At 71.2% G+C, this 14,561-nt stretch carries 13 protein-coding genes; 11 read left to right on the top strand and 2 right to left on the bottom strand.

The genetic code is table 11. The features are described from left to right. Positions 1-51 precede the first annotated feature (51 nt). Complete coding sequence (locus OG241_RS24130; protein WP_405817782.1) at positions 52-1,851, top strand: BACON domain-containing protein; 1,800 nt, start codon at positions 52-54, stop codon at positions 1,849-1,851. Between the two features lie 67 nt (positions 1,852-1,918). Here the strand turns inward: OG241_RS24130 and OG241_RS24125 are convergent, their stop codons facing one another. After that, a complete protein-coding gene (locus OG241_RS24125; RefSeq protein WP_405817780.1) occupies positions 1,919-2,776 on the bottom strand; it encodes a hypothetical protein in 858 nt (285 codons plus the stop codon). An 83-nt stretch (positions 2,777-2,859) separates the two neighbouring features. Here OG241_RS24125 and OG241_RS24120 point away from each other — a divergent pair, with 83 nt between their 5' ends. The 4 genes from OG241_RS24120 to ilvD all read left to right on the top strand — a co-directional run bounded on the left by OG241_RS24120 (position 2,860) and on the right by ilvD (position 7,435). Then, positions 2,860-3,804 carry a Ppx/GppA family phosphatase gene (locus OG241_RS24120; protein ID WP_405817779.1) on the top strand — a complete coding sequence of 315 codons (945 nt, stop codon included), beginning with the start codon at positions 2,860-2,862 and terminating at the stop codon, positions 3,802-3,804. 155 nt (positions 3,805-3,959) lie between these two features. Continuing rightward, positions 3,960-4,799: a sugar phosphate isomerase/epimerase gene (locus tag OG241_RS24115; RefSeq protein WP_319096903.1), complete on the top strand. Its 840-nt coding sequence runs from the start codon at positions 3,960-3,962 to the stop codon at positions 4,797-4,799. Further along, entirely contained in the window at positions 4,796-5,410 is a 615-nt protein-coding gene (locus tag OG241_RS24110) for a TetR family transcriptional regulator (protein WP_405817777.1), read from the top strand. The genes OG241_RS24115 and OG241_RS24110 overlap by 4 nt, the downstream gene beginning before the upstream one ends. A 171-nt stretch (positions 5,411-5,581) precedes the next feature. Further along, positions 5,582-7,435 carry a dihydroxy-acid dehydratase gene (ilvD, locus tag OG241_RS24105; protein WP_405817775.1) on the top strand — a complete coding sequence of 618 codons (1,854 nt, stop codon included), beginning with the start codon at positions 5,582-5,584 and terminating at the stop codon, positions 7,433-7,435. A gap of 146 nt (positions 7,436-7,581) precedes the next feature. Here the strand turns inward: ilvD and OG241_RS24100 are convergent, their stop codons facing one another. Continuing rightward, on the bottom strand, positions 7,582-9,765 hold the full coding sequence (locus OG241_RS24100; RefSeq protein ID WP_405817773.1) for a protein kinase domain-containing protein: 2,184 nt from the start codon (positions 9,763-9,765) through the stop codon (positions 7,582-7,584). Between the two features lie 183 nt (positions 9,766-9,948). Between OG241_RS24100 and OG241_RS24095 the strand changes: the two genes are divergently transcribed. The 6 genes from OG241_RS24095 to proC all read left to right on the top strand — a co-directional run bounded on the left by OG241_RS24095 (position 9,949) and on the right by proC (position 14,508). Next, positions 9,949-10,290: an SH3 domain-containing protein gene (locus OG241_RS24095; RefSeq protein ID WP_405817771.1), complete on the top strand. Its 342-nt coding sequence runs from the start codon at positions 9,949-9,951 to the stop codon at positions 10,288-10,290. An 85-nt stretch (positions 10,291-10,375) separates the two neighbouring features. Next, positions 10,376-10,879, top strand: a complete 504-nt coding sequence (locus tag OG241_RS24090; RefSeq protein ID WP_405817769.1) for an EamA/RhaT family transporter — start codon at positions 10,376-10,378, stop codon at positions 10,877-10,879. Positions 10,880-10,976: 97 nt separating this feature from the next. Beyond that, complete coding sequence (locus OG241_RS24085) at positions 10,977-11,756, top strand: class I SAM-dependent methyltransferase (protein WP_405817767.1); 780 nt, start codon at positions 10,977-10,979, stop codon at positions 11,754-11,756. A gap of 119 nt (positions 11,757-11,875) precedes the next feature. Then, complete coding sequence (locus tag OG241_RS24080; RefSeq protein ID WP_405817765.1) at positions 11,876-12,700, top strand: ABC transporter ATP-binding protein; 825 nt, start codon at positions 11,876-11,878, stop codon at positions 12,698-12,700. Continuing rightward, the gene (locus OG241_RS24075) at positions 12,697-13,467 is read left to right on the top strand and encodes an ABC transporter permease (protein ID WP_405817763.1); all 771 of its coding nucleotides are present in this window, start codon (positions 12,697-12,699) and stop codon (positions 13,465-13,467) included. Before OG241_RS24080 ends, OG241_RS24075 begins: the two co-directional genes overlap by 4 nt. Before the next feature lie 228 nt (positions 13,468-13,695). After that, positions 13,696-14,508: a pyrroline-5-carboxylate reductase gene (gene proC / locus OG241_RS24070; RefSeq protein ID WP_405817761.1), complete on the top strand. Its 813-nt coding sequence runs from the start codon at positions 13,696-13,698 to the stop codon at positions 14,506-14,508. Positions 14,509-14,561 lie beyond the last annotated feature (53 nt).

Raw genomic sequence — 14,561 nt, 5'->3', positions numbered from 1 at the left:
AGTGCTCAAGGTGGCAGAAGGGGTCGTCGTAAGGCGCCTACGGTCGCACGGGTGATGAGCAGTAGTCCGGACACCCCGACCCGCAGCCCCGGCGCGCACCGGTCGCACCGTGAGGCGCGCGACCGGGCGGCGGGGCGCACTCTGGTCGAGCGTCCGCCCGCGCGCTACGAGCCGTATCTGGACGGCCTGTTCACCTACTGCCTGTCCGTCCTGTGCGACCACGACACGGCCACCGCCGCCCTCGGTGACGTCCTCGCGCTCGCGGAGCGCCGCAGCCCGCGCGGGCCGCGTGTTGCGGAGTCCGGCGGTGACCGCAGGGCCTGGCTGTACGCCCTGGCCCGCTGGGCCTGTCTGCGCAAGCTGGCCGAGGCCAAGCAGAAACGTCAGAGCACCCACGCGGCGGGGCGGCGCGGAAAACGGCAGCCGTCCACCGCCGCGTCCCAGGCCGCCCCCGACGCCGCCGTCCCCGTCTCCGAGGAGGCCCAGGAGGCGCACCGCCGTGAACTGGCCCAGCTGGCCTGGCCGGAGGCCGCCGGCACCACCCCCGAACAGCGCGAGGCACTCGAACTGGCCGTCCGCCACAAGCTCGCCGCCCACGAGGTCGCCGCCGTCCTGGGCCTGGAGGCCGTCGCCGCCCGCGAACTGCTCGCCTCCGCCGCCTGCGAGGTCGAACGCACCCGCGCGGCCCTCGCCGTCGTCGAGACCGGTACCTGTCCGAGCGTCTCCCGTCTCACCGGCGACGACCAGCTGGTGCTCAGCACGGCACTGCGCCGCGAGCTGGTCCGGCATGTCGACGACTGTCCGCGGTGTCGCCGTACCGCCGAGCGGGCCGTCCCCGGCACCTGGCCCGGCACCAGCGTCCCGCCTGCCGAACTGCCCGTCCTGGAGGCGCCCCGCGCGGCCCTGCACCTCGCCATGGCGCACCTCCCGCGCGCGCGGGCCGCGGCGCCGCGCTTCGACCGGCGCGGCTTCCCGATGGACCCCAAGGACCGCGCCGCCCGAAGGGACCGGCTCCGCGCGCGTGCCGTCACGACCACGGTCGTCGCCACTGTCGTCGCCGCTCCGGTGCTCGCCCTGTGGGCGGCCTACCGCGGGGCGCCGACGAGCGGCGAGGGCGGCCCGGCGGACCGGTCGGCCACCGCGAGCGAGGCACAGCGCCACGACATCCTCGACGGTGAGACCGCGGGCGGCGGCTACGAGAACGCGGGCAACGCGGGCAACGTCGGCAGTGGACCCGCCAGCGGCCTCGTCAGGAAGGACCACGGCTCACCGGACGTCTCCGTGGAGGTCGTCAGCGCGGTCCCCGGCGCGAAGGAGAGCCCGGGCCTGCTCACCGTGGAGGCCTCCAGCGACGGCGACACCACACTCATCACCCTCACCGCGTCCGGGCACACACCGGTGCGCTGGACGGCGTCCACCGGGGCGTCCTGGCTGTATCCGAGCCGGTCGTCGGGAACGCTGCGGTCCGGCGAGTCGTTCACGATCAAGGTGTACGTCGATCCGCTGCGCGAGCCGGCCGGTCACTGGAGCGCGCGCGTGTCCATCGCACCGGCGGCAGCCGTCGTCTCCATCGAGGGGTACGGCACCGCGCCCACACCCCCGGACCCGATCCCGGCGAACTCCCCGGCCCCCGGCCCGCCCCGCCCGAGCCCGCCGGCCCCGGACCCCGACCCGACGACCTCGGCGCCCGCGACGCCGCCTCCCAGCGACCCGCCACCGTCCTCGTCGCCGGACCCGGAGCCCACGCCGACCCCCACCCCGACGGCCTCCGTGACCTCGACCCCCGCCGACCCCGGAGGCTCGTCACCGCCCGTCGACAGCGGGGCCCCGCCCCAGGCGCCGGCCTCCTGAGCCCACCGCGCCGGCGGAGACGGGATCAGCGGAGGGGATACGGCGGACCGGGTTCAGGGCACCGGATTCAGCGCACCGGATCAGCCGGATGCGGAGCCAGCAGCGGCAACTGCGACGCCAGCCGCTCCTCACAGAGCTCGACCAGCCGGTCGTACCCCGCCTTGCCCATCAGCTCGATCAGCTCCGGCCGGTACGAGACGTACACCGGATCCCCCGCGCCGTGCGCCGAGGTCGCCGACGTGCACCACCAGTGCAGGTCGTGGCCGCCCGGACCCCAGCCGCGCCGGTCGTACTCACCGATCGACACCTGGAGCACGCGCGTGTCGTCGGGCCGGTCGATCCAGTCGTACGTCCGCCGCACCGGAAGCTGCCAGCAGACGTCCGGCTTGGTCTCCAGCGGCTCCAGGCCCTCCCGCAGCGCCAGGATGTGCAGCGAGCAGCCCGCGCCGCCCGCGAACCCGGGCCGGTTCTGGAAGATGCAGGACCCCTGGTACGGCCGGGTCTGCCGCGAGCCCTCCTCGTCTTCCGAGGTCCAGCCGGACTCGGTGCCGATGTCGTGGTGCTGCCAGATGTCGGGCGTGAGCCGCGCCACAAATCCGGCGACGCGCTTCTCGTCGTCCTCGTCGGAGAAATGGGCGCCCAGCGTGCAGCAACCGTCGTCCGCGCGGCCGGCCTGGATGCCCTGGCAGCCGCTTCCGAAGACGCAGTTCCAGCGCGAGGTCAGCCAGGTCAGATCACAGCGGAAGACCTGCTCGTCGTCCGCCGGATCAGGGAACTCCACCCACGCGCGCGCGAAGTCGAGCCCCTTCTCGTCGCCCACCACCACCGACTTCGGAGGTTTCACGGACTTCGGGGACTTCGTGGACGTCGCGGAGAGGGCTGACGTTGCCGACTTGTCGGCCTTTGCCTTTTTCGTCTTTGGCACGCGTCCAGGGTAAGTCGCCCGGAGCCCCTTCCGGCACCGCTCCGGGGACGGATGCGGGCGCGGCGGGCAGTAGCGTTCCGTCCATGAGACTCGGTGTCCTCGACGTGGGATCGAACACGGTGCATCTGCTGGTGGTGGACGCACACCCCGGCGCGCGCCCGCTGCCCGCGCATTCGCACAAGGTCGAGCTGCGGCTCGCCCAACTCCTCGACGACGCCGGAGCCATCGGCCCCGAGGGGGTCGACAAACTCGTCGCCGTCATCCAGGACGCGCTCCAGGCCGCCGAGGACAAGGGCGTGGTGGACCTGCTGCCGTTCGCCACCTCCGCCGTGCGTGAGGCCAGCAATGCCGACGACGTCCTCGCACGCGTGCAGGCCGAAACAGGCGTGGAGCTCCAGGTCCTGACCGGCTCCGAGGAGGCCCGGCTCACCTTCCTCGCCGCGCGCCGCTGGTTCGGCTGGTCGGCCGGCAAGATCCTCGTCCTCGACATCGGCGGCGGCTCCCTGGAGATCGCCTACGGCATCGACGAGGAACCCGACACCGCCGTCTCCCTCCCCCTCGGCGCCGGCCGCCTGACCGCGGGCTGGCTCCCCGGCGACCCGCCCGACCCCGCGGACATCAAGGCCCTGCGCCGCCATGTCCGCGCCCAGATCGCCCGTACGGTGGGCGAGTTCACCCGCTTCGGGGCCCCCGACCACGTCGTCGCCACGTCGAAGACGTTCAAGCAGCTCGCCCGGCTGGCCGGTGCGGCCCGCTCGACGGACGGTCTCTACGTCCAGCGCGAACTGAAGCGCGAGTCCCTGCAGGCCCTGGTCCCCGAGCTCGCCTCCATGACGACGGCAGAACGAGCGGCCCTCCCCGGCGTCTCCGAAGGCCGGGCCAACCAGCTTGTCGCCGGCGCTCTGGTGGCCGAGGCGGCGATGGACCTCTTCGCCGTGAAAACCCTGGAGGTCTGCCCCTGGGCCCTCCGAGAGGGCGTCATCCTCCGCCGCCTGGACCACATGGGCACCCACATGGGCACGGAGTAGGCCCACTTGGAAGCGACCTGGGCGCCAACCCCCAGGGGCGCGGGGAACTGCGCGACAAGCCACAGCGCACCCGCACCCGCCCGACAACGGAACCCTTACGACGGCCGGGCGCCCCAGGCCCACCCCCACCTACCGCACCCCGTAACCTGTCCTCCATGGCGGAGCCAGTCGTACGCATCCCGGATGCGAAGGTCGCGCTGTCCACGGCCTCCGTGTACCCGGAGTCGACGGCGACGGCCTTCGAGATCGCCGCGCGTCTCGGGTACGACGGTGTCGAGGTCATGGTCTGGACGGACCCCGTCAGCCAGGACATCGAAGCCCTGCGCAGACTGAGCGACTACCACCAGGTTCCCATCCTCGCCGTCCACGCGCCCTGCCTCCTCATCACGCAGCGCGTCTGGTCCACGGACCCCTGGACCAAGCTCCAGCGCGCCCAGGCCGCCGCCGAGAAACTGGGCGCGACGACCGTCGTCGTACACCCGCCCTTCCGCTGGCAGCGCCAGTACGCGCGTGACTTCGTCACCGGCATCTGGCGGATGGCCGACGAGACGGACGTCCGGTTCGGCGTCGAGAACATGTACCCCTGGCGCTACCGCGACCGCGAGATGCTCGCGTACGCCCCCGACTGGGACGTCACGAAGGACGACTACCGGCACTTCACCATCGACCTCAGCCACACCGCGACGGCCCGCAGCGACGCCATGGAGATGGTCGGCCTCATGGGCGACCGCCTCGGCCACGTCCACCTCGCCGACGGCAACGGCTCCAACAAGGACGAGCACCTCGTCCCCGGCCGCGGCACGCAACCCTGCGCCGAACTGCTCGAACGGCTCGCGTTCACCGGTTTCGACGGCCATGTCGTCATCGAGGTCAACACCCGCCGCGCGATGTCCAGCGCCGAGCGCGACGCCGACCTCGCCGAGGCACTCGCCTTCACCCGCCTCCACCTGGCCTCCTCCGTCAGAGCGGTCCCCGGCGGGGGACCGCGGCCATGACCGGCGCAGCCCCGCGGCGCCGGGGACGACCCTCCCGTACGGACTCCGCGGACGCCCCGGCCGCCCGCGACCGCATCCTGGCGGCGGCCCGCGAGGAGTTCGCCGAGCGCGGCTACGAGAAGACGTCCGTACGCGGTATCGCCAAGGCCGCCGAGGTGGACTCGGCCCTGGTGCACCACTACTTCGGCACGAAGGAGCAGGTTTTCGAGGCGTCCGTCGAGGGCGCCGTCGGCCCCCTCCTGAACGCCCCCGGCACGATCGCCGACGGCCCCCTCGACAGCGTGGGGGAGCGGCTGGCCCGTTTCTTCTTCGGGGTCTGGGAGAACCCGGCCACCCGCAAGGCACTGCTCGCGATCGTCCGCTCCGCCGTGAACAACGAGGTCGCGGCCGGAGCCTTCCGCCGCCTGATCTCCGCCCAGCTGCTGCGCCGCGTCGCCGCCCAGCTGAATCTCCCGGACGCCGAACTGCGCGCCGAACTGGCCGCCGCCCAGCTCGTCGGCATCGCGATGCTGCGCTACGTCATCAAGGTCGAACCCCTGGCCTCGGCGAACCCGGACGAGATCATCGCCAGGGTGGCCCCCGTGATCCAGACCCATCTGACAGCTCCGTGAGCCGGGCGCGCCCCGACTAGGGGCGCGGGGAACTGCGCGGCCAGCCCCCACCGAACCCGCACCCGAAAACCGAGACGCTCATCCCGCATTTCGGACGATGTGTCCGCCCACTGGATAACCGGCGTACGCTCGACGGAGTCATAACTCTCCGAAGTAGCGAGGCGAGCGAAGATGCCCGAGCTGAGGTCCCGCACAGTCACCCACGGCCGCAACATGGCGGGCGCCCGCGCCCTTATGCGCGCCTCCGGTGTACCGGGTGCCGACATCGGGCGGAAGCCGATCATCGCGGTCGCGAACAGCTTCACCGAGTTCGTGCCCGGCCACACCCACCTCCAGCCGGTCGGCCGCATCGTCAGCGAGGCCATCACCGCCGCCGGAGGCATCCCGCGCGAGTTCAACACGATCGCCGTCGACGACGGCATCGCGATGGGTCACGGCGGCATGCTGTACTCCCTCCCCTCCCGCGACCTCATCGCGGACTCGGTCGAGTACATGGTCGAGGCCCACTGCGCCGACGCCCTGATCTGCATCTCGAACTGCGACAAGATCACCCCGGGCATGCTGAACGCCGCCCTGCGGCTGAACATCCCCACGGTCTTCGTCTCCGGCGGCCCGATGGAGTCCGGCCGGGCGACCCTCGTCGACGGCACGGTCCGCACGCTCGACCTCGTCGACGCGATCTCCGACGCGGTGAACGAGAACATCTCGGACGAGGACATCCTCCGTATCGAGGAGAACGCCTGTCCGACCTGTGGTTCCTGTTCCGGCATGTTCACGGCCAACTCGATGAACTGCCTCGCGGAGGCCATCGGACTCGCCCTCCCGGGCAACGGCTCGGTCCTGGCAACGCACACGGCCCGCAAGGCCCTGTACGAGAACGCCGGCCGCACGGTGATGGACATCACCCGCCGCTACTACGAGCAGGACGACGAGACGGTCCTGCCGCGCAACGTCGCCACCTTCGCGGCCTTCCAGAACGCCATGGCACTCGACATCGCCATGGGCGGCTCGACCAACACGATCCTGCACCTGCTGGCCGCCGCCCAGGAGGCGGGCGTCCCGTTCGACCTGGACGACATCAACGAGGTCTCGCGCCGCGTGCCGTGCCTCGCGAAGGTCGCGCCGAACGTCGCCAAGGACCGCACGTACTACATGGAGGACGTGCACCGGGCCGGCGGCATCCCCGCCCTCCTCGGCGAACTGCACCGCGCGGGCCTGCTCAACGAGGACGTGAACTCGGTTCACAGCTCGTCCCTCGCGGACTGGCTGAAGAACTGGGACGTCCGCGGCGGCTCACCCTCCGCCGAGGCCCTGGAACTGTGGCACGCGGCGCCCGGCTGCGTCCGCTCCGCCGAGGCCTTCTCCCAGTCGGAGCGCTGGGAGGCCCTGGACACGGACGCCGCCGGCGGCTGCATCCGCAGCGCCGAACACGCGTACTCGAAGGACGGCGGCCTCGCGGTCCTCAAGGGCAACCTCGCGGTCGACGGCTGCGTCGTGAAGACGGCCGGCGTCGACGAGTCGATCTGGACCTTCGAGGGTCCCGCGGTCGTCTGCGAGTCGCAGGAAGAAGCCGTCGAGAAGATCCTCAACAAGCAGATCACGCACGGCGACGTCGTTGTCATCCGCTACGAGGGCCCCAAGGGCGGCCCCGGCATGCAGGAGATGCTCTACCCGACCTCGTTCCTCAAGGGCCGCGGCCTCGGCAAGACCTGCGCCCTGATCACGGACGGCCGCTTCTCCGGCGGCACCTCGGGCCTCTCCATCGGCCACGCCTCCCCCGAGGCGGCCTCCGGCGGCACCATCGCCCTCGTCAACAACGGCGACCGCATCCGCATCGACATCCCGAACCGCACGATCGAGCTCCTGGTCGAGGACGACGAGCTGGCGGCCCGCCGCGACGCCCTGAACGGCGTCTACGCCCCCGTCTCCCGCGAGCGCAAGGTCTCCGCCGCCCTGCGCGCCTACGCGGCGATGGCGACGAGCGCCGACAAGGGCGCGGTCCGGGACGTCTCCAAGCTGGGCTGACCAGCTCCATCCACGCGAAGGGGCCGCTCCCCACCGGAGCGGCCCTTTTCCGCTTTCCGCCTGCTCCTCCACGGGCTTCAGACGGTCTGCATATACGGTCTGCATATACGGGCTTCAGACGCCGTACGTGTCTCAGCCGGCCCGGATCACCAGCGGCCCGGGTCCGCCGCGTCCACGGCGAAGACGGAACCGTCGGGCGCGCTCGCGTAGACGCGTCCGCCGGCGGCGACGGGGGCGGACAGCGAGGCCGTGACCTTGTCCGAGGCAGGTCCGAGCCGCGGCGGTGTCTGCCCCGCGAGCTTCCCCGTACGGGCGTTCACCGCGAGCAGCCGTCCGTCGGCGGCGGTGAAGTACACGTACCGCCCGTCGGTGGCCGGCGCCGAGCCGAGGCTCACGGACGTCTCCAGCCGCCAGAGCTGCTTGCCCGCCTTCAGGTCAACGGCGATCAGCGAACCTCCGCCGCCCGTCAGGTAGACGATGTTCCCGCGCACGACACCATGGGCCCGCTGGAGCGGAAGGGGCACCGCGACCCTGTGGGAGGCGCCGGTCGCCGGGTCGTAGTCGACGACGGCGACCGTGTCGCTGTACACGGTGTCGAGGGCGGCGAAGAAGACGGAGGCGCCCGCGTCGGTGGTGCCGATGGGCTGCAGATACCCGTCCAGCTTCTCCTGCCAGCGCACGTCACCGGAGCCGGGATCCAGCGCGGCGACCCGGGTGCTCGCCCCGTCCTCGCCCGTGTTCGTGGCGTACGCGAGCTGGTCGCCCGCGAAGGAGAACAGCCGGGGGCCGCTGAGGCCGGCGATCCGCCGGTTCCACTTGCTGTCGCCGGAGGCGCTGTCGACGCCGGTGACCTTGCCGTCGGCGCCGGTGAGGAGGGTCATGCCGCCGGCGTACCTGAGGCCGACACGGTCGGAGACGGTCTCCTGCCAGCGGGTGCGGCCCGTGTCGGGGTCGAGCGCCTCCAGCCGGGGGCCGCCGTCCAGCGGGGGGTGCACCAACCCGCCCGACAGATCCGGCGGGCGGTTCGGAATGAGGGTCGCGTCGATCGGGTGGCGCCACAGAACGGTGCCGTCGGTGGGGTCGACGGCGGAGACGAGCCCCTGCTGGGCACAGAACAACTTCCCGCCGCCGTAGGCACATTGGGGCATCCCGGCGTCGCCGTCAGGGTCGGGCCGCGCCGTCCAGGCCCGGAAACCGGCCGCGGCGGCCGTCGTACTGACGCCGGAGGAACCGTCCGCGGGCGGGGCGACCGGATCACCCCCGGCCAACCGCAGCGAGACGACGACACACCCGGCGGCGAGGACCACGGCACCGGCGGCGAGCAGCACGCGCCTGCGCAGCCGTCGCCGACCCGAACGCCCGCCGGGGGAAGGGGAGTCGGAGGAAGAGGGCGCGGGGGAGCGGCCGTCGCCTCCCTGCCGGACGTGCGTCTCCTCGTCCGGAGAGCTCGGGGAACTCGGGAAGCGCGGCTGCTCGGGTTCGAACGACTGGGTGTCGTACGAGGCGGCAACCGACCTGAGTTCCCGCATCAGTTCGTCGGGAGTGGGCCGGTCCTCGGGCTCCTTGGCGAGGCAACGCAGCACCAGCGGGGCGAGGTTTGGCGGTACACCGGTCAAGTCGGGCTCGTCGTGCACGACTTGATAGGCGACGACGTACGGACTGTCGGAGTCGAACGGTCCACGCCCGGTCGACGCGTGCACCATCACCGACCCCAGGGCGAAGATGTCGGCGGCGGGCCCCACCTCGCGTGGCCGCCGGAACTGCTCGGGCGCCATGAACGGCGGCGTACCGATCAACTTGCCGGTCTCGGTCCGCAGTTCGCTGTCCTTCGGCCGAGATATGCCGAAGTCGATGACCTTCGGACCGTCCTCGGCGAGCAGTACGTTGCTGGGCTTCAGATCCCGGTGGACGACTCCGACCCGGTGGATGTCCCGCAGCGCCTCGGCGAGCCCGGCCATCAGCCGCCGCAACTGGCCGGCGCTCATGGACCCGTTCCGCTTCACCTCGTCGGCGAGGGTCGGCCCGGGGATGAACAGGGTGGCCATCCAGGGCCGTTCGGCGTCGGGGTCGGCATCGACGACGGGCGCGGTGAAGGCACCGCTGACGCGCCGGGCGGCGGCGATCTCCTGCCGGAACCGCCCCCTGAACTCGGGGTCCTTGGCGAACTCGCCGTGTACGACCTTGACGGCGAGCTTCATCCCGGAGGTGCTCCGGGCCAGGTGGACCACGCCCATGCCACCGGAGCCCAGCCGTGCGTCCAGACGGTACTGACCGGCGTACTCAGGGAATTCCGCTTCCGCGCCGGACCCGGCGTTCCGCTGTGGCGTCATGGACTCACCCCCGTGCTGTTCGGTCGCTCGCGCGACGCACGGAGCCTAGTCGATGAGGGATACGGGACAGAGGCGGCTTGCTGACGTTGGTGTACGAGTTCCGCACATGTGTTTCATGGCGTGTTTTAGGGGTATCAACGGGACCCCATGGCAGTCATGGGGTCCAACGGGGGAGGTTTTTTCATGTCCACAGACCACATCGCGGAGAGAACGCCCGACGACGCTTCGGGCCGCACGGAGCTGACGATCACGACAGCGGCGGCAGCGACTACGTCTGTCCGCTTCTACTCGGTCGCCCCTGGCTACCGCCTCAACGTCCGCAGCGGTCCCGGTACCAGCTACGCCATCGTCCGTGTACTGGCCGAGGGCGCCAAGATCCCGATCTACTGCCAGCGTCCCGGCGAGGCGATAGCCGGCCCGTACGGTACGTCGAACATCTGGGACAACATCGACAACGGCGAGTACGTCTCGGACGCGTACGTCCTGACGGGCAGCGACGGCTACGTGGCACCGCACTGCTCCTGACCTCGTAACCCACCCGGGCACCGGCACCCGAACCCGAATTCGCATCGTCATTCGGTGCCGGTGCCCGGCTGGTGATAATCGAGGGGTGAGCGACAAGACCGGTACGACAGGCGACGCACGTAAAGACCCCCGCCCGGAGCCCCTCCGCTTCTTCGGCACGACGTGGGTGAACCACGACGCCGGCTACACGGCACGCCGGGTGGGAGTGGCCGCCGGTTCGCTGGCGGCGACGATCGCGTCCTGCTTCATCCTGCGCTTCGCCTACGAGGGCCTGCGGATCGCGGAGGTGGGAGGTGTCGTCACCCTCCTGGTGGTGGTCATGTTCGCGGTGTGCAGCGCACTGGCGTTCGGCCACACCTGGGGCGCCTTCACCACCCATCCGGACCCGGCCCGCCAGGCCTCTCTGCGGGGCCTCCTCACGATCGGCTTCGTAGGCACCCTGACCGCCTACTTCCTCCGCTCCCTGAAAGAGGCCCCCGGCGAGTCCCTCCACCGCCGGGAGTACGAGGCCTCACGCGCCCAACAGACGCGCCGCACAACGCGCCGCACAGGAAACCCGGCAAAGCGGAAAACTCGAGAGGACACCTGAGGATCTGGGCGGGGGACACTCCCAGGTACGGCCACCTACCACCCAACACTTACCCAAACCGCCTCCCCCCACCAACACCCCCGGCCACCATGTCCACATGACGGCTTCCACCCAGCCCCCCACCTCCTCCCGAGCCACCTCCTTCAACGCGGCCGCAGCCCAATACGCGCAGAACCGCCCCTCGTACCCACCCGCCCTCCTGGACACCGTGGAGCACCTGGCCGCCCACCCCCTCACCGGCTCCCGCGTCGCGGACATCGGCGCCGGCACCGGCATATCCACCGCCCTCCTCCACTCCCGAGGCGCCCACGTGATCGCCGTGGAACCCGGCGACGGCATGGCGGCCCAGTTCCGCCGCACCCTCCCGGACGTGCCGATCGTCCGAGGCAACGGCAACGCCCTCCCCCTGGCCGACGCCTCCGTCGACTTCCTCACCTACGCCCAGTCCTGGCACTGGACCGACCCGGACCTCGCCGTCCCGGAGGCCCTCCGGGTCCTGCGCCCAGGCGGCGCACTCGCCCTGTGGTGGAACACGTACGTCCTGGACATCCCCTGGATCGCTGCCCAGGCGAACCGCATCGAGTACTTCTTCGGCGTGGACACGGCCGTGGCGAAGAGCGGGGCCCCCAGCCGCGCCGCCGACCCCTCGGGCCGCCTCGACTTCGCTCGCCGCCAGCTCCGCTGGAGCCGGCAGGTCACGATCGACACCCACCTGGCCAACATCGGCAGCCACTCGGTCTTCCTGGTCCACGACAAGGAGGCCGTCGCCGCCTTCCTGTCGGAGGAACGGAACCTCCTCCTCAAGCTCTTCCCGGCCGAAACGGTCGAGGAGACCTACGACGTAGACCTCCTGGTAGCCAAAACCCCAGCCACCTGACCACCCCCCTCCTTCTCCTTCGCCCTCTCCCTCGTGCGGCGGCCCACCCCTCCAGGGCCGCCGCACACGCATGTCCGCCGCACTTGACGAGCCCCCGGCCCGAGAGCATTATTCATCACATGATGAATTACAGCGATCCCCCTCCTGGAAGGCCCGCCGAACCCGCCGCAACCACCGTTGCCGCAGCTGTCCAAGCCGAAGCCCTCACCGTCGTACGAGGCACCCGCAACGTCCTCCACGGCCTGGACTTCACCGTCCCGCGCGGCCAGATCACCGGCCTGCTCGGACCGTCGGGCTGCGGAAAGTCGACCCTCATGCGGGCGATCGTCGGCACGCAGGCCAAGGTCACCGGCACGCTGGACGTCCTGGGCCACCCCGCCGGCCACGCCACCCTCCGCACGCGCATCGGCTACGTGACCCAGGCCCCCTCGGTCTACGACGACCTGACGGTCCGTCAGAACCTGGCCTACTTCGCCGCGATCCTCGACCCCGGCCGCGCAGCCGCCGAACGCCGCCAGGAGAACGTCACCCGCGCCATCGCCGACGTCGACCTCACCGCCCGCGCCGACGCTCTCGCGGGCAACCTCTCCGGCGGCCAGCGCAGCCGCGTATCCCTGGCGGTGGCACTCCTCGGCACGCCCGAACTCCTGGTCCTGGACGAACCGACGGTAGGCCTGGACCCCGTCCTCCGCCGCGACCTCTGGGCCCTCTTCCACACCATCGCGGCCACCCGCGGAGCGACGCTCCTCATCTCCTCCCACGTCATGGACGAGGCCGAACGCTGCCACCGCCTCCTCCTCATGCGCGAGGGCGAACTCCTCGCCGACGACACCCCGGACGCCCTCCGCACCCGCACAGCGACGGACACGGTGGAGGCGGCGTTCCTCCACCTGGTGGACGAGGCGAAAGACCCGCAGGCAAAGAAGGGGGAGCACGCCAAGTGACCACCACCGCCAACACCGTCCCCACCCCCCTGAACGCCTCCCGAACCATCGCCACCGCGATCCGGGTCCTGGCGCAACTCCGTCACGACCGACGCACCATCGCGATGCTGATCGTGCTCCCGAGCCTGCTCCTCATCCTGCTCCGCTACGTCTTCGACGGCAGCGCGCGCACGTTCGACGGCATCGGCGCATCGCTCCTCGGGATCTTCCCCCTGATCACGATGTTCCTGGTGACCTCGATCGCCACCCTGCGCGAACGCACCTCGGGCACCCTCGAACGCCTCCTCGCCATGCCCCTCGGCAAGGGCGACCTCATCGCCGGCTACGCCCTGGCCTTCGGAATCCTCGCGATCATCCAGTCGGCCCTGGCCACAGGTCTGGCGGTCTGGGTCCTGGGCCTCGACGTCACGGGATCCCCCTGGCTGCTCCTCCTGGTGGCCCTGCTGGACGCCCTCCTGGGTACCGCCCTCGGCCTCTTCGTCTCGGCCTTCGCGTCCTCGGAATTCCAGGCGGTCCAGTTCATGCCGGCGGTGATCTTCCCCCAGCTCCTCCTCTGCGGCCTCTTCACTCCCCGCTCCAACATGCACCCGGTCCTGGAAGCGATCTCCGACGTTCTCCCCATGTCCTACGCGGTGGACGGCATGAACCAGGTCCTCACCCACCCCGACATCACAGCCACGTTCGTACGCGACACCCTGATCGTCGCGTCCTGCGCCCTACTGGTCCTCACCCTGGGCGCGGCAACCCTCCGCCGCCGAACCCAGTGACGAGCACTTCTCCAGCCCCGGCCCGCACCTCCAGCCTGTCCGGCGTTTGAGGACGAGGCCCCTTCAGGGCCGACAGGGGGGTCTGGGTGCGCAGCCCCCGGGAACGGGATGGGACGGGTAGGGGCGGCGGGGGCGAAAACATCCCGCCCACCGGACACACCCTCCACCCACCCGCCCCCGATGCGAGGATGACCCCGGACGACGCAACCCCCGGAGGGCACCCAAACCATGACCCAGAAAGTCGCAGTCCTCGGCACCGGCAAAATCGGCGAAGCCCTGCTCAGCGGAATGATCCGAGCCGGCTGGGCCCCCGCCGACCTCCTGGTCACCGCCCGCCGCCCGGAACGAGCCGAAGAACTCCGCACCCGCTACGGAGTGACCCCGGTCACCAACCCGGAGGCGGCAAAGACCGCCGACACCCTGATCCTCACGGTCAAACCGCAGGACATGGGCACCCTCCTCGACGAACTCGCCCCTCACGTCCCCAACGACCGCCTGGTCATCAGCGGCGCCGCCGGCATCCCGACCTCCTTCTTCGAGGCCCGCCTCACCCCCGGCACCCCGGTCGTCCGCGTCATGACGAACACCCCGGCCCTCGTCGACGAGGCCATGTCGGTCATCTCCGCCGGCAGCCACGCCACCGCCGACCACCTCGCCCACGCCGACGAGATCTTCGGCGCCGTCGGCAAGACGCTCCGCGTCCCCGAGTCCCAGCAGGACGCGTGCACCGCACTCTCCGGCTCCGGCCCGGCGTACTTCTTCTATCTGGTCGAAGCCATGACGGACGCCGGCATCCTCCTCGGCCTGCCCCGAGACAAGGCCCACGACCTGATCGTCCAGTCCGCGATCGGCGCCGCCGTGATGCTCCGCGACAGCGGCGAACACCCCGTGAAGCTCCGCGAGAACGTCACGTCCCCCGCGGGCACCACGATCAGCGCCATCCGTGAACTCGAGAACCACGGCGTACGAGCCGCCCTCATCGCCGCCCTGGAAGCCGCCCGCGACCGCAGCCGAGCCCTGGCCTCCGGCAACACCAGCTGAAGCCGCCCCCCCCACCGCGCATACCGGGCCGTGTCGACCACGGCCCGGGCCCG

The organism is Streptomyces sp. NBC_01390, assembly GCF_045040105.1.
Lineage (GTDB): Bacteria > Actinomycetota > Actinomycetes > Streptomycetales > Streptomycetaceae > Streptomyces.
This window is presented reverse-complemented; position numbering and strand designations above follow the sequence as displayed.